The 18,210-nt window shown below is 63.0% G+C and carries 12 protein-coding genes; 1 reads left to right on the forward strand and 11 read right to left on the reverse strand.

Going from position 1 to position 18,210, the window contains the following annotated elements:
- Nucleotides 1-15 precede the first annotated feature (15 nt).
- Nucleotides 16-1,368, forward strand: a complete 1,353-nt coding sequence (locus tag NT26_RS18360) for a bifunctional folylpolyglutamate synthase/dihydrofolate synthase (protein WP_244467641.1) — start codon at nt 16-18, stop codon at nt 1,366-1,368.
- A 54-nt stretch (nt 1,369-1,422) separates the two neighbouring features.
- On the opposite strand, the gene trxA is transcribed toward NT26_RS18360, so the two are convergent.
- From trxA to NT26_RS18415, 11 genes are all read right to left on the reverse strand, one after another.
- On the reverse strand, nt 1,423-1,743 hold the full coding sequence (trxA, locus tag NT26_RS18365) for a thioredoxin (RefSeq protein ID WP_052640853.1): 321 nt from the start codon (nt 1,741-1,743) through the stop codon (nt 1,423-1,425).
- A 71-nt stretch (nt 1,744-1,814) separates the two neighbouring features.
- Entirely contained in the window at nt 1,815-5,357 is a 3,543-nt protein-coding gene (gene addA, locus NT26_RS18370) for a double-strand break repair helicase AddA (RefSeq protein WP_052640855.1), read from the reverse strand.
- Complete coding sequence (gene addB, locus NT26_RS18375; protein WP_052640857.1) at nt 5,350-8,535, reverse strand: double-strand break repair protein AddB; 3,186 nt, start codon at nt 8,533-8,535, stop codon at nt 5,350-5,352. Before addB ends, addA begins: the two co-directional genes overlap by 8 nt.
- A gap of 2 nt (nt 8,536-8,537) precedes the next feature.
- On the reverse strand, nt 8,538-9,266 hold the full coding sequence (locus tag NT26_RS18380; RefSeq protein ID WP_052640859.1) for a nucleotidyltransferase family protein: 729 nt from the start codon (nt 9,264-9,266) through the stop codon (nt 8,538-8,540).
- 22 nt (nt 9,267-9,288) lie between these two features.
- The gene (tsaE, locus tag NT26_RS18385) at nt 9,289-10,797 is read right to left on the reverse strand and encodes a tRNA (adenosine(37)-N6)-threonylcarbamoyltransferase complex ATPase subunit type 1 TsaE (protein ID WP_052640861.1); all 1,509 of its coding nucleotides are present in this window, start codon (nt 10,795-10,797) and stop codon (nt 9,289-9,291) included.
- The gene (locus NT26_RS18390; RefSeq protein ID WP_052640863.1) at nt 10,794-13,238 is read right to left on the reverse strand and encodes a PAS domain-containing sensor histidine kinase; all 2,445 of its coding nucleotides are present in this window, start codon (nt 13,236-13,238) and stop codon (nt 10,794-10,796) included. Before NT26_RS18390 ends, tsaE begins: the two co-directional genes overlap by 4 nt.
- Nucleotides 13,239-13,569: 331 nt before the next feature.
- Nucleotides 13,570-14,970, reverse strand: coding sequence for an adenosylhomocysteinase (gene ahcY / locus NT26_RS18395; protein ID WP_052640865.1), 1,401 nt, complete (start codon nt 14,968-14,970; stop codon nt 13,570-13,572).
- Nucleotides 14,971-15,094: 124 nt separating this feature from the next.
- Complete coding sequence (locus tag NT26_RS18400) at nt 15,095-15,370, reverse strand: HPr family phosphocarrier protein (RefSeq protein WP_052640867.1); 276 nt, start codon at nt 15,368-15,370, stop codon at nt 15,095-15,097.
- An 11-nt stretch (nt 15,371-15,381) separates the two neighbouring features.
- Nucleotides 15,382-15,783: a PTS sugar transporter subunit IIA gene (locus NT26_RS18405; RefSeq protein WP_052640869.1), complete on the reverse strand. Its 402-nt coding sequence runs from the start codon at nt 15,781-15,783 to the stop codon at nt 15,382-15,384.
- Nucleotides 15,784-15,899: 116 nt separating this feature from the next.
- A complete protein-coding gene (locus NT26_RS18410; protein ID WP_052640871.1) occupies nt 15,900-16,370 on the reverse strand; it encodes an HPr kinase/phosphorylase in 471 nt (156 codons plus the stop codon).
- The gene (locus tag NT26_RS18415) at nt 16,367-18,124 is read right to left on the reverse strand and encodes a sensor histidine kinase (protein ID WP_052642363.1); all 1,758 of its coding nucleotides are present in this window, start codon (nt 18,122-18,124) and stop codon (nt 16,367-16,369) included. The genes NT26_RS18410 and NT26_RS18415 overlap by 4 nt, the downstream gene beginning before the upstream one ends.
- Nucleotides 18,125-18,210 lie beyond the last annotated feature (86 nt).

Below are 18,210 nucleotides of genomic sequence, written 5' to 3' on the forward strand. Positions count from 1 at the left end.
CGCTGGATCGGCGGGATGAGTGCAATGAATATTCCCGCCGTCAGCGCGGCCGAGCAGGAGATCGAGAAGCTGATGGCCCTTCACCCGAAGGGTTTCGACCTGTCGCTGGACAGGATCAGGCGGCTTCTGGAGGCGCTGGATAGCCCGCACCGCAAGCTGCCGCCGGTGATCCATATCGCTGGAACGAACGGCAAGGGTTCAGCAACGGCCTTCTGCTCCGCGCTGCTGGAGGCGGTCGGTCTTGCCGTCCATGTCCACACCTCTCCGCACCTCGTCAACTGGCATGAGCGCTATCGAATCGGCGTCAAGGGCGGCCGGTCGCGAATCGTCGAAGACGACATGTTCGCCGAAGCCCTGCGGCGGGTGGCGGCCGCCAATGCCGGCCAGACCATCACCGTTTTTGAGATTCTGACCGCGGTGACCTTCCTGCTCTTCTCCGAGCAACCGGCCGATGCCGTCATTCTCGAAGTTGGTCTCGGCGGTCGCTTCGACGCCACCAACGTCGTCGAGAGACCGGCGGTTTCGGTGATCATGCCCATCTCTCTCGATCATCAACCCTATCTGGGAGATCGGGTCGAACTCATCGCTGCGGAGAAGGCCGGCATCATGAAGCGCGGCTGTCCGGTCGTGATCGGCAAACAGGAATACAGCCCGGCGCTGGACGTGCTGGTCGAGAGCGCCGAACGGCTTTCCTGTCCCATGGCTGTCTACGGGCAGGACTTCTCAGCCCATGAAGAGTTCGGTCGCCTGATCTACCAGGATGAGTTTGGTCTCGCCGACCTGCCGCTGCCGCGGTTGCCGGGGCGCCATCAGATCGCCAATGCAGCAGCCGCCATTCGCGCGGTAAAGGCAGCTGGTTTTGCACTGACGGATGCGATGATCGAGAAGGCCATGGCGACTGTCGAGTGGCCGGGCCGCCTGCAAAGGCTCACAGAAGGCCGCCTCCTGGAACTGGCGCCGAAGGATGCGGAAATCTGGGTTGATGGTGGCCATAACCCCGGTGCCGGCGAGGTCATCGCCGAGGCGATGGCAGGACTCGAAGAGCGGCGGGCGCGCCCGCTCTATCTCGTCACCGGCATGATCAACACCAAGGATCCCGTCGGCTATTTCCGTGCCTTCGCCGATATTGCCGAGCACGTCTTCACCGTTCCGATCCGCGGCTCCGATGCCGGCCTCGATCCGGTGGCGCTCGCTGAATCTGCCTTTGATGCGGGATTGGTGGCAGAACCTGCCGGATCGGTAGCCGAGGCATTGGCAGAAATCGTGCGCCGCCAGCTGCCGGAGGCAGTACCGCCACGAATCCTGATCGGTGGCTCGCTCTATCTGGTCGGCAATGTCCTTGCCGACAACGGCACTCCGCCAAAATGAAGAAAGCCCGGCGCGACGGCCGGGCTTTCTTCATTTTGAACCGATTTTCCTGCCTCAAGCGGCGCCGGAGATCCAGGCGGAGAGAGCAGTCTTTGGGGCGGCGCCGACCTTGATGTCAGCCACTTCGCCACCCTTGAACATGGCGAGAGTCGGGATGGAGCGGACGCCGAATTTCGCGGCAAGCTCCGGGTTCTCGTCGATGTTGAGCTTGGCGACTTTCACCTTGCCGGCCATCTCGTTGGAGATTTCCTCAAGGCTCGGACCGATCATCTTGCACGGGCCGCACCATTCTGCCCAAAAGTCCACCACCACGGGTTGGGTCGAGTCTAGAACCTCGGCCTGGAAATTGCTGTTGTCGACTTTCACGGTCGCCATAGGGCTCTCCTTGTGAAGAATGTGTTGCGCACAATGTGAGGCTGCGGCCGCCTCTTTTCAATACTGCTATCTCACTTTGGCCGAAGCTCGGCAAGCGAACGGTCGAGGATCTCCGGCGACAGCGACACCACGCCGCCCGTCTCCGTATATGCGAGGACGCAGCGAAAACGGTGCCTTGGATAGAGCGGCCGCAGGATCTCGCGGTAGAGGGCGAGCTGTGCCCGATGGACGAGGGGCACATCCTCTTCGCGATCCGGCGGCTTCCGGTTCGTCTTGTAGTCGAGGACCGTAACCTCCTCGTCATCCACCGCCATCCGGTCGATGCGGCCCGAGATGGCATAGTCCTGCCCGCCCAGGCGGAGCGTCCCCATGATCGATACCTCCGCCTGGCTGTGGCCGGAAAACACAGGCTGGAGATCAGGATGCTCGAGGACCGAAAGCACGCAGTGAACCAAGGTCTCGCGCTCCGCCGACGGCCAGAAACGTGCCGCCCGCTCCGCATAGCGCCCTGCCGCCTCGGCCCGCCCGCCGGCCGAGAAATCCGGAAGAACCTGGAGCATGCGGTGCACTAGCCGACCTTTCTGGAGAGACAGGCCATCTGCGGTCCTTTCCCCGAAGAGCGGCGATGCCGTCAGAAGATCGTCCGCCTCGTCTTCGACCATGGTGCCGGCGCCGGACGGGCTGAGTGGGCGTGGAAGCGAGACCTGTGGCGGAAGGGCGCGGCCGAGTGCCGCCGGCAGAGGCTGATCCTGATCCGGGCGTTCCTTCGCATCATCCGCACGCTTGGCGGTATAGACCCCTGCCGGAAGGCGCCAGCGGAAGCCGCCCCATTCCCCCTCCGGACCGGAAAAGCGAGCGGCGCTGCAATGCTGCGGGTGGCCGCAGAGGGCGTTTGCGATCATGCTGTTCCAGGTGTCGGGATTGGCATTCTTGCCGCGATATCCGCATACGATCAGCCGGTCTGCAGCTCTCGTCATGCCGACGTAGAGTAGCCGCCGATACTCCTCCTCGGTCGCCTGCCTCAGCCGTTCGTCATCGGCACTCGTCAAGGAATTTGCGAGCGCCTTCGTCGGCACCCATGCCGGAACTTCCAGCCCATCCTGCGGCAGAAGGCGCAGTTTCGGCACATGCGAGGAAATGAAGGCCTTCGACCCGCTGTCCACTAGGAAGACGATCGGCGCCTCCAGACCCTTGGAGGCATGCACGGTCATGATCCGCACCTCGTTACGGCCGCTGTCCTGTTCGCGCTTGATCTCCGGTGATTCGATCTCCAGCGTCGAAACGAAGGACTGGAGGCCTGGCAGACCCTTGCCTTCGTGATCGAGGGCGAAAGTCAGGAACTCGTCCAGGATATCGCCCGCTTCTGTGCCCAGTCTCCCCAAGAACTGGCGACGCCCCCCCATTTGACCGAGAACCCGGGCATAGAGATCGTGGGGGCTCATCTGCCGTGACATCGACAGGAGCTGCTTCAGTTTCTCTTTCACCGTTGCGAACCGCAGCGGCTGCTCGTCTGCAAGCCGGCACAGATGCTGCCAGACGCCGCTTCCCTCCGGCCGCAGTGCTGCCACTTCGAAAACTTCTTCTTCCGACAGGTTGAACAGCGGGCTCTTGAGCAGGGCTGACAGCGACAGGTCGTCCTGGGGCAGCACCAGGAAACGTCCGAGCGACAGGAGGTCTTGGACCGCAATGTGACTGGTGAGGCGAAGTCGGTCGGCACCGGCGACAGGAATATTGCCGCGCCGCTTGAGGGCCCGGGTGAGGGCGTTCACGAAGGCGTCGCGCTTGCGCACCAGCACGAGCACGTCTCCCGGCTCGATCGGTCGCTCGATGCCCTTCTCGATGATGGTCTCGCGTCCAATCATCTCTCCGATCGAATTGGCGATGCGCGACGCCAGGATCGCCGATGGCGCCTTGTCGGGCGTCGCATCGAATGGTGCCGTCCAGTCCTCGCCGGCATCGGCCACCTCCGGCACCACCACGTCCCACAGGTCGACGGCACCCGGATGCCCAATCCTGTTCGAGCGGTGGACGATAGTCTCGTCCTCGAACGTCAGTCCACGTGCGTTTTCGGGAAGCGAGAAGACCTGATCCACCGCCGACAGGACGTCGGCGGTGGAGCGGAAGGACAGCGGCAGCCGCACTGGGTGGAATATCTGCCCGCTCGCCTCCACATCCGCACGTGTGCGGGTACGCTCCGCCGCGAATCGTTCCGGCTTTGCGCCCTGGAAGGAATAGATGGACTGTTTCTCGTCCCCGACGGCAAAGATCGTCCGTCTCGTCGTCCGGGCACTGCTGCCGGAATAGAAATCCTCCGCCAGCGATTTGATGACCTCCCACTGTACCGGACTGGTGTCCTGTGCCTCATCCACGAGGATGTGGTCGATCCCCTGGTCGAGCTTGTAGTGCACCCAGGCCCCGACCCCGTCCCGGGTCAGAAGATCTGCCGTTCGCGCTATAAGGTCTTCAAAGTCGAGCAGGCTGCGCTGCTTCTTCAGATCCTCGTAGTCGTCATTCAGCCGTTCGGCGAGCACGAGCGCGGCAGCCGTTGCCCTTGCCATGCGCATGACGCGCAGCCGATCGCGGCAGGTGAGAACGTAGTTGCGGGCGAGATTGACGGCGCTGGCGAGCGCGGGCGCTGCGTCGAGCATCTTCTTCGCCACCAGCGAACCGTCTGCCTTCGGCTTGCCGACGCTGGTGAGAAACAGACCCTCAAGAATCTGGACGCGCCGATGCACATCGCTCTCCGTTTGGCAGAGGCGCAGACCGTAGGCGACCTCCTGCACCTTGGAGCCTCCCTTCTCGTCCGCAAGCTGCAGATATGTGGCCAATGTCCCTCCCGAAAGGCCGGGAAGCGGCCAGTAGCTTTCGGCGACGGAGGCTTCCGTTGCGGCTTCTGGCAGGCCGAAGGCGCGCCGCAGGAGGCGATCGACACCTCCTTGCCGGTCTGCATGGGCGAGAAACTGCCGGATCGCCGTGCGGTGTGCGACAATCTCGCCGAGTAGGTTCTCCAGCCCGAACTCATCACCGAGGTCAAGCACATGGGCAAATGCCTCTGCCAGCACTGGGTCGTCTTCCGCCGACGTGGCGGTCAGCAGTGAACGACGCGCCTCGGCAAGGAGGGCAGAGGCAGCACGATCATCCAGGACGGAGAAATGCCCTGCCACATTCGCCTCAAGCGGAAACTGGTGGAGGAGCGCCTCGCAGAAGGCATGGATCGTCTGGATCTTCAAGCCGCCCGGTGTCTCAAGTGCCCTTGCAAACAGCCGCCGGGCCTCCGCAAGTTTCAACGCATCCGGCTCCGCACCCTCGATCGAGGCGATCCGCTGCTTCAGGTCGCGGTCATCGAGGACGGCCCATTCGGCCAGCCGCTGGAAGACGCGGTTCGACATCTCCGAGGCCGCAGCCTTGGTATAGGTGAGGCAGAGGATGGAGGACGGGCGGCATCCCGAAAGCAGCAGCCGGATCACCCGCTGCGTCAGCACATGCGTCTTTCCGGATCCGGCATTCGCCGAGACCCAGGCGGAACTCGCAGGATCGGAGGCGAGCGACTGTCGTGTCGCCGTCCAGTCCAGCCAGTCGCGCGGATCGTCCCCCTGGGGCAGGACGTCATTCATCGGCCTCGACCTCCTCGGCATCGGCGGTCGACCATTCGGCGACACGAGCGAGATGGTCGTAATCGCCGCCATAGTCGCTCTGCATGAAGGGTACGAGGCGAGAGGCGAATCCCGTCCTGCCGCTCCGCAGATGCGTCACGAACTTCGTCAACTGCTCGATCGACTCGTCGGCAAGGTCCATGGCCGACTTGCCGCCCTTCTTGGCTTCATTGTTGACGCATTCCGGCTTGAAACGGTCGCCCGGCTTCAGTCGGACGTAAAGAAGCTCGTCGACGTCGACCGCGCCGACGGATTTGAAGGCACCGGCCCGGAGAGCCGCCGCCTCCAGAGCCAGTTGCGGGTCGAGAAGCGAACGCGCTTGCGAGCAGGTCGGGCTCGATCCCGTCTTGTAGTCGATGATACTGGCAAGGTTAGACCCCTTGATGTCGATCCGGTCGGCAATGCCCGTCAGCCGGACGTCCACCCCTGGAATGTCCCAGCCGGCGCCGCATTCGGTGGCGGTCGTCCGGATGTCGGGCGCCCGGCGTGCCTCCCATTCAAGGAAGGCACGGCCGACTTCCACGAAACGAGGCCGCCAGACTCGGTCGATATGCGGCGGCAGGCGTTCGGCGTCGAAGAGTTCATCAGTGATCCGACGCATCGCCTCCAGCGAGACCGGTGTGCCGGCGACGTGCTTTTCCCTTGTATAGCGGTCGATGATGGCGTGATAGAGCGTGCCGCGGTCGGCTGCGCCGGGATCGGCGTTGAAGGGTGCGACCGGATCGAGCCTCAGGATTCGGCGGGCATAGATCGCATAAGGGTCTCGTCGTAACCGTCCGACTTCGCTGAAGGAATAGCGCCTTGGCTGCAGGTCTGCCGGCGGTTTCGGCGCGGGACGTTTCGCCGGCGCCTGGTTCTCGCCGGCATCGATCTCGCTCGCCCAACGCCGGTACTGATCGCCACGCGTTCGGAGCTGCCGCGCGAGATCCTCCCCTCCGAGCGCCAGCAGTCGCTGCAGCCACCGTGATGCAACGGTTGGCGTGGAACCCTGTCGAAGCGAGCGCGTATAGATCAGCTGCCGCGTTCCGCTGGCCATGACGAAGTCATGCGCCAGTTGCCCGATCCGCCGCTCCGGCGGCTCCAGTCCCATTTCCGTTTTCATTGTCCGCGAGAGGAAGGGGTTGTTGACGGTCTGCCCCGGCCACGAGCCTTCGTTCATTCCCCCGAGGATCATCGTGTCCACGGTCTGCAGGCGGGCTTCCAGCGTGCCGAAGATGAACACCCGCGGATGGCTCAGCGAACGCGGCTTGACGGCCTCGCCGGTCGTCAGAGCCTGCATGATATCGATCCATTGCGGCCCGTCCGCCTCCATCTGCCCGTCGGTGTCGATCACCTCGCCGAGAAGGGAGGTGAGCCGCTCTCCCGCTTCCCCCGACCAGAGGGAGGAGAGGTCGCCTCCTTCATCGGCGCAGATGGCTTCCAGCGCCCGTCCGGTGCGGGTTGCCCAATCGGAAAGAGTCAGTTTGGAGGTCAACCCGCGCCCATCAGCCCTACGCGCAAACAGTGCGCCGGCAAGCGGTTCAACGGCTTCACCCAGTCGCTGTGCCAGGTTGAGGGCTGCGGCGAAGGCCATCTCGGGGAGGGTGGAACACCATGCCGGCGGATGGCGATCCTCGCGCTGTGCTTCCCGCTGCTCCTCGAGCAGGGGTGCAAGCGCCGAGATGTCCAGGTCCGCCCGACCGCCCCTCAAGGCGATGAGCTCAAGCGCTTCGGCCGCCTCACGAAGCGTTTCGCGCTCCATCCCGAGGCGCATCAGCGGATGCTTCAGGAGCGAGGTTATCGCCACCGGATCGCCGGGTCGCAGCGTTGCCTCCAGGAGAAGCTGGAGCAGGGTTCCCTGCGGCGTCGCGGAAAGGGGCGTACCTGCCGTGTCGTCGGCCGTAATTCCGAAGCGCGCAAGCTCCGCCGTCACCCGCCGCGCAAGTGCGCGGTCGGGCGTAATCAGCGCCGCTTGTGACTCGCGCCCCCCCTGTCCCGGCTGTTCAAGTGCGAGACGCAGTGCGATGGCGATCGCCACGGCCTCTTCCCGCTCGTTCGCTGCCTCGATGAGGGCAACGCCCTTGAAGGCATCCTCAAGATCCTGAGGGCTCGTCTCGCTGCGCCAGGTGCTCCATTCATCCGTTGCAGCCGACGGAGCAAGCGCTTGCGAAATGGTCCGGTCGCGAAAATGGAGGTCGGCCGATGGTGGCTCCAGCACGGTCACCTCGTCACGATCGACGCCGAGCTTGAGGAGCAGGCGGGACAGTGCGAATTGCGGATGACTGCGGCTTGAGGGCTCTATCCGTCCCGACGGGGCTTCGCTACTGATCGCCTGCCAATGGTCGGAGGGCATGGCGCAATCCAGCCCGGGCAGGACGACCGCCCCTTCCGGGAGACCTGCGATTGCGGCAATGAGATCCGCGGCGGCCGGGATTGAGCCCGTCGATCCGGCGACAATCACCGGTCCCTTGTGCTGGCGCTCGCCAATCCGCCGTGCTTCGCCGCGTAGGAGGGCTGCCTGGTGGCGGGCGGGTGAGGAGCGGCGCAGTTCCTCAAGCCGCCCGGGCCAGAACTCGCTGGCGATGCGAAGAAACTCCGCGGTGAGCTGCCACCAGATCGCAAGGTCGGCAGGCCGGAGATTATCCAGTTCCGCCCAGTCCCGTTCTTCCGTTTCGACGGAATCGATCAGTTCGGCCAGCGATCGCGCAAGCCAGATGGCATCCGCCGGACTCGCCGGCGCAATCAGCGGCGAGTCCGAATGGATGTCGATGACCACCTGCGGTAGCCTGTTGCGCCAGGCGAGGATCAGCCGACCGAGTTCCAGAAGCCGAGCCACCCCGCCGATCGGCGTTGCCAGGTCCATCTCTTCAGGCGCAGCGAGATCGAAATAGCCACTGTCGTCCTCCGTCTCGCCAAGCGGACGGACGACGGGAAGAATGGCGGAACCTCCACCCAGAAGGTCCACAAATTCTGAGCGTAGCACGCGTGCCGCGCGTCGCGTCGGGACGAAAATGGTGACATTGGCGAGCGACAGCGGATCCCGTGGGTCGTGATGGAAGCCCTCGTGCAATCTACCGTCACAAAGTGCGGCGGCGACTGTCCTCAGGAACGGCGTGCCCGGGGGGATGGTGAAAACCCGCTTGTGACGGCGGCCCTCCATGGTCACGCCTCAGCGTGGAGACGGGAGAGAACCTCTTCCGCCTCGACGAGTGCGTCGGGTGTCCCGACCGTCAGCCAGTGACCCTCGAGCACGAGGCCGTAGAGCCGGCCCGCGGCAATGGCTTTGTCGAAATAGAGATTGAGGTTGAAGGCGTCGTCTGGCGCATCGTCCAGAAGGGAAGAGTGCATCGCAATGGCTCCGGCATAGACGAGCGGCTGGGCTCCGTCGCGATAGCGCGTCAGGCGTCCGTATTCGTCTAGCTCAAAATCCTTCTTTCCGTTATGGCCCGTGGTCCGCTCCAGAGGTACGCAAAGGAGTGCCATATCCATCACGGCAGGGTCGAAGAAGGTGGCAAGACGCTCCAGGTTCGTGGGCTGACCCGATTTTTCCCCTACCCAGAACAGGTCCGCATTCATCACGAAGAGCGGGGCCCGATCCAACAGGCGGACGCCTTTGGCGAGCCCGCCGCCCGAATTCATCAACCCAGCGCGTTCGTCGGAAATCGTCACCTCCAGCCGCGGATAGACCTTCAGATGCGCCTCCATCTGGTCGGCGAAATGATGGACGTTGACGACTGCCCGACGGACCCCTGCATCGGCAAGCGCATCCAGCGCGTAATCGATCATCGCCTTGCCTGCGACCGGCACCAGGGGTTTCGGCATGGTATCGGTGATTGGGCGGAGGCGGGTTCCAAGACCCGCTGCGAGGACCATGGCCTGGGCGATCTTCATGTCCTGCTTTCTAAAGCAGGGCTCATGATTCGGGTAGCTCTATTCCGGTCTCCAGGCACCAGTGGCGAAGCGGAGCGAGCGCTTCGTGCTTTAGGGCTTGCGCGAGGTGGGCGAGGGTGCGCGGCATATGTTGCATGTAACCGGGCTTGCCGTCGCGCTTCATCAGTCGCACCCAGAGCCCGGCAAGCTTGCAATTGCGTTGCGCCGACATGATCGCGAACGCCTTGAGGAAGGCCGCTTCATTGAACGAGCCGAGTGACCGTCGCAAGGCGAAGTAGTCACGCATCATCTGTTCTGCCAGTGCAGGCGAAACATCGACCCGCGCATCCTGGACGATCGAGGCGAGATCATAGGCGGTCGGGCCGATCATGGCATCCTGGAAATCGATGATCCCGACCCGGCGGACGCCGGATTCGTGGGCGCGCCAGATGATGTTTGGGGAATGGAAGTCGCGCAGCAGCAGGTTTCTCTCGGCGGGCGCGAGTTCGGCAATCAGATCGTCCCAGACGGCCAGATAGGCCTGCCTTTCCTCCTCGGTGGGGTCGGTGCCGCGCTTCCAGGGAAGGTGCCAGTCGAGCAGGAGGCGGGCCTCGATCTTCATCGCCATCGGGTCGAAGTCGGGGACATGATGGACGCGGCCATCCACGGGAAGATCCTGGCGCGGCGGGTGGCCGTGCAGATAGGCGAGGCAGACGACGCTTTCCCGGTAGCGATCCGGGATCGGCCGGCCCTTTTCGTCAAGGACGCCTTCCTGCCCGAGGTCCTCGATAAGCAGGATTCCCTGGTCGTAGTCGACCCGCAGGACCTCCGGCGCAGCGAGGCTGAGCTCGCGGAGGTACCGGGAAATGGCGACGAACGGGTACGCGTCTTCTGCAAGGTGGACAACTTTCGGATAGGGCTTCCCGTCGTGCACCGGCGGCCCGTCGGGCTGGCGAGGCCAGTTCATCAGGATGAGCGAACCGCCCTCACTTGGCGCAACAGTTTCGTAGGCACGCACCGAGGCATCGCCGGTTAGGTACCGCCGCCTCGCTTCGGGGTACCCCCACTGGGTCAGCATTGCACGAATGGACAGCGATCGCCGGATGCGCTCCAGCGCCGGAGCGGGCCCTGAAATGCTAGCGGTTCGGCCGGCACCATTGTGCTCCAGCCGCATCGTCAGCCGATGCGGAGGGAGAAAATCCCAAGCCATCTCCGGCCATTCGACCAACGCGATGCCCGTGGCGAGAGTTTCGTCCAGGCCGAGTTCATCCAGCTCGGATGGATCTCCAAGCCGATAGAGGTCGAGATGGGCAACGGGAATGCGCAGTTCGTAGTTCTGCACCAGTGTGAAGGTGGGCGAGGGAACCTCGAGGGCGTCCTCATCCGCCATGGCACGCAACAGGGCGCGTGCGAATGTCGACTTGCCGGCTCCGAGATCCCCCGATAGCGCTAGGCAGTCCCCTTGCCGTAGCGCAAGCGCGAGGTCTTCGCCGAGCCGGATTGTCGCCGCTTCGTCCGCAAGGGTGACGACGATCGCCGGGTTACCGCTCATTCTGCGGCGGCGATGGTACGCATGGCCGATCCGGTCGGGATGCGGCAGGTAACGGTTGTTCCGCCACCGGGGCGGCTGTCGATACGCACATCGCCGTGATGGAGGGTGACGAAGCTCTCGACGATGGAGAGGCCGAGGCCCGCGCCGCTGCGCTTGCCGCCTTGCGGACTGGAGGAGAAGCGGTTGAAGACGCTGCTCAACATTTCCGTCGGGATACCGGGACCATCATCCGAGACGGAGAAGTAGACGTCCTGGTCGTCCCGCCGGCAGGTCAGGGTTATGGTACTGCCCTCGGGCGCAAAATTTGTGGCATTTGTGAGCAGCTTCAGAAGGATCTGCTTCAGTCGCTGCTGGTCCGCAATGATGCTCCCCAGGCCTCTTGGAGCTGTGATCTCCAGCGTCACGGCATTCTCGTGCAGACGGTCGGCAATCTGCATCGCCACGTCGTCCAAAAGGTCGTCAAGACCAACCTCCGTGTAGTTGAGCTCCATGATGCCGGCGTCGACCGTGGCGAGGTCGAGGATGTCGTTGACGATGGTGAGCAGCAGCGAGGAAGAGGTCGAGATGTGCTCGACATACTCCGCCTGGCGTTCGTTCAGGGCCCCGACGCCCGGGGTCTTCAGCAGATCAGTGAAGCCGATGATGTTGGTGAGTGGCGAGCGAAGCTCGTAGGAAACGTGCTGGACGAAATCGTTCTTGATCTCGTCCGCCTTCCGCAGCGCCTCGTTCTTCTCCATCAACGCACGCTCGGCGCGGGCGCTTGCGGTCATGTCGACGAAGGTGAACATTGTCTGGGCATTGGGCAGCGGCGTGACCGCATAGTCGAGGATCAGGCCGGAATAGAGTTCGAACGTCCCCTGCAGCGAGGGGCGCGCATCGTCACCGCTGGTCAGCATCTGGCCAAAACGGCGCCAGCCGTCGGGCTTGTCGTAGGAGGGGCTGCAGGCTTCCTCGATGGCCCTGATATGCGTGCCCGGTTTTGCCTGCTCTGCCGTGATTCCCCAGAGCGCGCGGAATGCCGGGTTGGAAAGCTGGATGCTGCCGTCGGGGCCGAACACCGCCACACCTTCCGAAAGGTGATCGATCGTCTCCCCCTGGACCTGCAGAAGCGTGTTGTAGCGCGTTTCCAGGTTGACCTGTTCGGTGAGGTTTTCGAAGACCCAGGTGGCGCCGCCCTGCGGATGAGCGGTGGCGGCCACGCGCAATGTCTCTCCGTTCGGCAGGTGCCAGAGCTCATCCTTGGCATCGAGCGCCTGGTAGATGGAAAGCGCAGACTCCTTCCAGCTTCGCCAGTTGAGCGGTTCCGGAAGCTTGTTGCTGCTACGCAGGCGGTCGAGGAGCTCGCTGTTGTCCGGGCGAGAATCAAGGAAGCCGAGATCGAGCCCCCAGAGCGTTACGAAGGCCTGGTTGTAGAATTGCAGGCGGCGGTCGCGATCGAAGATCGCCACCGGCGTCCCGAGATTGTCGAGGGTTTCGGCATGGCTGCGAAGCGTTCTCTTCAGCTCCTCCCGGACCGATTCGGCCTCGGAGACGTCGAGCGCCATGCCCGCGGACCCACCGGTGGCGACGACGTCGACGATCTCGTAGATCGTCCTGTTGCCGTGAACGACGGTGGAAACGCGATCGTGGAAGGGCGATGCCGGTGTGGCGTTCGCACGAATGCTCTCGCGGGTGATGGTCCCGAGAAACTCCCGAGCCTCGCCGACCGCTTGATCCGGGCTCGCGGCTTCGACGGCTTCGCTATAGGCGTGGTTGACCCAGGCGAGCTTGCCGTCGCTGTCGCGGCGCCATACCGGCTGTTCGAGAGCATCGAGCAGGGATTGGAAGAGGGTGATGGAGCCGCGAAGCCGCTCCCGCTCGATCTTCAGTTCGGCAAGTTCGGCCCGCAGGTTATTGAGCGCGGTGAAGCGCACGAAGGCCTTGCCACCGGAGACCCGACCCTGAACCTCGAGGATTTCGTCCCGGATCGTTTCCGCCACCATGTCGAAGGTGCAGGCGTCGCCGCGAAGTGATTCGACAGCTCGTTCCAGTTCCGCTGCTGATTTGGGTCGCAGCCAGCGCCCGAACGCGAGAAACTCGCGGTCGTTTTGCGGTGCGCCAGTATCGGCCGGCAGTTGTCCAAGGACCTCGGGACGCGCGATCGAGCCGTCCCAGATGATGATCCTGCGGTTCTTTTCGGCGATCAGGGCTTCGTATTTCGAAATGCGCTGCTGCGCGTCGGAAAGCGCATTGCGCATCTCCTGGCTTTCCGCCTCCATATTCCCCTTCTGGCGCACCAGCCAGAGAACCGAAAGCAGGGTTGCACCGAGTGCACCGATGACGAGTGAAGAGATGGCGACTTCGGATGAGGAAAACAGCCTGACTGCCGCAGGTGCCTGCTGCTGGGCAAGTGCAGTGCCAGCAAACGCTGCGAGGGTACTGCCCGACAGGAGAGCGGGCATGAGTGAGCGTTTCAGGCTCTTCGACCGCGAGGATATGCGGCGAACCTGCGAAGCGTTCCCGCCCTCGCTAAGGGAGGGCGAAGCACGGCCATCGCAAGAGCAAGCTGCCCCTTCCGCTGGGTTCTGTTCGTTCACCGCCATTCCCGGTCTGTCTCCGTCCTTTGCCGCATCTCGACAAGACATCCCACATCGCCCTTGCCCGAAGCAGGAGCGAATCGATGCCTAAGACAATACTTGCTTCGGGAATCGGCGGGAAGGGTGGCGCCAAAAAAGAAGGTCGCGATCCGTCAAGACCGCGACCATCAATATCTTGTGGATCAACTTGCTAAAATCAGTACCTGTAGTGTTCTGCCTTGAACGGTCCCTGCGGAGTGACGCCGATATACGAGGCCTGTTCTTCCGATAGCTCCGTGAGCTTGACCCCGAGCTTGCCGAGATGCAGGCGGGCGACCTTCTCGTCGAGGTGCTTTGGCAGGATGTAGACCTCGTTCTTGTACTGGCCCTGCTTGGTGAAGAGCTCGATCTGCGCAAGCACCTGGTTGGTAAAGGACGCCGACATCACGAACGACGGGTGCCCGGTGGCGTTGCCAAGATTCAGCAGGCGTCCTTCCGAGAGAAGGATGATCCGATTGCCCTTCGGGAACTCGATCAGGTCGACCTGGGGCTTGATGTTGGTCCACTTCAGGTTGCGCAATGCGGACACCTGAATTTCGTTGTCGAAATGGCCGATATTGCCGACGATCGCCATGTCCTTCATGGCCCGCATGTGGTCGATGCGGATGACGTCCTTGTTGCCGGTGGTGGTGATGAAGATATCGGCGCTGTCCACGACGTCCTCCAGTACGACCACTTCGAAGCCGTCCATTGCGGCCTGCAATGCGCAGATCGGATCCACTTCCGTGACCTTTACGCGGGCGCCGGCACCGGCAAGCGACGCGGCCGATCCCTTGCCGACGTCGCCGTAGCCGCAGACGACGGCGACCTTGCCGGCCATCATCACGTCCGTGCCGCGGCGGATACCGTCGACCAGCGATTCCTTGCAGCCGTACTTGTTGTCGAACTTCGACTTGGTGACGGAGTCGTTGACATTGATGGCGGGGAAGGGGAGCAGGCCCTTCTTGGAGAGCTCGTAGAGACGGTGGACGCCAGTGGTCGTCTCTTCGGACACGCCCTTGATTGCGTCACGCTGCTTGGTGAACCAGCCTGGCGAGGCCTGCAGGCGCTTCTTGATCTGCGCGAACAGGATTTCCTCTTCCTCGGAGGTCGGGTTGGACAGCACATCCTCGCCCGCCTCGGCGCGTGCGCCGAGCAGGATGTACATGGTGGCATCGCCGCCATCGTCGAGAATCATGTTGGACAGGCCGCCGTCGGTCCACTGAAAGATCTTGTCAGTGTACTCCCAATACTCGATGAGCGACTCGCCCTTCACCGCGAAGACAGGAATACCGGCTTCGGCGATCGCTGCGGCGGCATGGTCTTGGGTAGAAAAGATGTTGCAGGAAGCCCAGCGCACATCGGCACCGAGCGCCTTCAGCGTCTCGATCAGGACCCCGGTCTGGATGGTCATGTGCAGCGAGCCGGAGATCCGGGCACCCTTCAGCGGCTTGCTCTCGCCAAACTCCTCGCGGCAGGCCATGAGGCCGGGCATTTCCGTTTCGGCGATGTCGAGTTCCTTGCGGCCATAGGCGGCAAGTCCGATATCAGCCACGATGTAGTCCTTGTCCGTGCTCATCAAGCTCTCCAGCTGGGGTTTGCGCGCCCTGAGGCGTCACCTCTCGCATTCTGGAGGCTGGTGTAGCAGGCTTGCTTATTGGAAGCAACGACACATAAAGAAGTGCTTATGTCTTTATGTGTTCCTAGATTTCTTCGCCGAACCTGTCGGCTACAAGGCTCTCCAGCGCACTGAGCACCTCCGCCGCCTGCGGCCCCGCCGCCGTGACTTCGACGCTGCAGCCGGGACTGGCGGCCAGCATCATAAGCCCCATGATCGACATTCCGCCAACCGTCGTACCGTCCTTGGTAACGGTGACTTCGGCGTTGAACTTGGCAACCGTCTGGACGAATTTCGCCGAGGCGCGGGCGTGCAGGCCGCGCTTGTTAACGATGAGGAGCTCACGGGAATGGACTGACATGCTGGGTTCGCTTACTTGCCGCTCAGGACACGGCTTGCGACATTGATGTACTTCCGGCCCGCCTCGCTGGCCTCCAGAAGCGCCCGGTTCATGTCGTTGTCGCCGCGGACGCCGGCGAGCTTGATCAGCATTGGAAGGTTGACACCCGCGATGACCTCGATCCGCCCGCCGTCCATGACGGAGATGGCAAGGTTGGATGGCGTGCCGCCGAACATGTCTGTGAGGATGATGACGCCATGCCCATCATCGGCAACAGCTACCGCATCGACGATGTCCTGACGCCGCCGGTCCATGTCATCTTCAGGCCCGATGGAGACCGTCTCAATGTATTTCTGCGGACCGACGACATGCTCAAGCGCGTGTCGAAATTCCTCCGCCAGCTTGCCGTGGGTGACAAGCACAAGTCCGATCATCAATTCCCCCTGCTCTGGCAACGCGCAGCCCATATCGCACTGCAAAAGAGGCGTCCAGCGGTGGGAAGCCATCTTCGCCATGTAGACATCAAGTGCAAGTCAAAAATCCGTAGCTTTCAGCACGGAAAGGGCGGCGGCAGGCCGATATCGGGGAAAAACACACCGATTATCGCCAGCGGATCGGCGACATGTGCCGCCAACCGGAGCTGCGGCAGCGTACCGACGCCGTCGATGGAGAAGCGTTCGCCTTCCGGAGGTAGCCGCTCCATCGCTTCCATCGCGCCAACCTTGACTGCGAGATGAAGCGGTGCAGCGGCCACATGGGGAACGCGGGCAATCCCGCTGCCGCGTATTTCGATCAGACCGGCGATGGCATCCGGGCATCCTCCCATCAAACAATCGTCTTCTCGCGACAGCAAGACCCGGTCATCGGCAAGTAGCATCGCGGAAATGCCGGCGCGCCAGGCGGCCGCAAGGCAGGTGAAGGCCGTCAGCGACTTGCCGGCTCCCGACGGACCGATAAAAAGCAGGCCTACCGTTCCGACCACGATCGCGGTGGCGTGAATATTGACCTGGCCACCTGTCATGCAGGCTCTCCAGCCGGCAGGGAGAGCACGAAACGGGCTCCTTTGACCGTGCCGCTTGCGTCGACAATATTTTCGGCCCTGAGCGTGCCGTTGTGAGCTTCGGCGATCTGACGGCTGATCGAGAGGCCTAGGCCTGAATTCTGTCCAAAGCTCTCGCCTTCGGGGCGGTCGGTATAGAATCGCTCGAAGATGCGGTCGATATCCTCCGCCTGAACGCCTGGGCCATTGTCTTCGACGGTGACGTTCACGCGGCCGCGAGAATGTGAGAGGCGTATGGAGATGCGACCGCCATCGTCGGGTACGAAGGAACGGGCATTCTCGATGAGGTTTGTGATGATCTGACCGAGCCGCAGGTCGTGTCCGTTGACGATGAAGTCCTGCTTGGCCCCCTTGGCATCCACTGCAAGATCGATCTCAACCGGCTTGCGGCCATTGCGGATCTGCCGGGAGATGTCGACGAGATTGCCGAGCAGCACGCGCAGGTCGACCGGCGTGGAATCGGTACGGGCTAGTTCCGCATCGAGGCGCGAGGCGTCGGAAATGTCGCTGATCAGGCGGTCGAGACGGCGTACGTCATGGAAGATGATCTCCGTCAGGCGCCGCTTTGCATCGTCCGATTTCGCCAGCGGCAGGGTTTCCACGGCGCTACGAAGCGAGGTCAGCGGGTTCTTCAACTCGTGGCTGACATCTGCGGCGAAGCTCTCGATCGCATCGATGCGGTCGTAGAGCGCCGTGGTCATCTCCCGAAGCGCGATGGAGAGATTGCCGATCTCATCTTGACGATAGGCGAAGTCGGGAATTTCCTCGCGCTGCTTGGCGCCGCGGCGGACGCGGATTGCCGCTGCCGCCAGACGTCGAAGGGGATTGGCTATGGTCGAGGAAAGGAGGAGCGACAGGAGGATGTTTACGAGCGTCGCAACGCCGAAGACCCGCATGATCGCAAGCCGTTCGGCGTGGACGATCTTGTCGATATCGCCCGCCTGGGTCGACAAGAGCAGCACGCCGAGGACGGCGCGGAAGCGCTGCACCGGAACCGCGACCGAAACGATCAGCTCTCCCTTGTCATTGATGCGGACAACCGCTCCCCGCACGCCGGTAAGGGCATTCATAACCTCCGGATAAATCGACCCGTCGCCGCCGGGCGCTTCCCAGTAAACCGGCAGGTTGCGCTGCTGGAGCATGCGGTTGAACAGGCCGACGATGCGGTCGTTCCAGCTCACCGACTCCTGCTCGACCGGTGGCAGGTCGAAACGGAGCACCTGGCCGCGGGAATAGAGATGCCGGGAGTCGAGAAGGAGATTTGCATCCGCATCGAAAAGCCGGGCCCGCGTTCGGGTCGGCGAGATCAGCCGCCGCAGGACGGGTGCGACCCGGTCCGGATCGATCGGGAAATCAAGGTCCTCGTCATTGGGGACCGGCGTGATGCTTTGCCCGGCCTGCAACTCGAGCAACTTCTCCGGATCGATGGTGATGGAGTTCGTATCGACCGAGGCAGAGGCCGAGATTGCTCCGGCGATGATCTCGCCCTGGGTCAGCAGGCTCTCGACGCGTGCGTCGATCAGCCCCTCGCGGAACTGGTTGAGGTACAGGATACCGCCCACCAGCACGACCGTGGCTGCGATGTTGAAGAACAGGATCCGCCTTGTCAGGCTGGAGAAGACGGCGTGACCGAAGACACGTCGGATGAGAATGAACGGACGCGACCAGATGCGCCTACGCGTCCGGCGCATCTCCGCATCGGAGGCGTCAAGCATATCTTCGTCGAGCAGTTGGTCTGCCACGCATTGTCCTTTCAAGGGACAGGCCGATCTCCCGTCCTGGCGCGGCTCCTACGGTGAAG

Origin of the sequence: Pseudorhizobium banfieldiae (assembly GCF_000967425.1) — a bacterium.
GTDB classification, from domain to species: Bacteria; Pseudomonadota; Alphaproteobacteria; order Rhizobiales; family Rhizobiaceae; genus Neorhizobium; species Neorhizobium banfieldiae.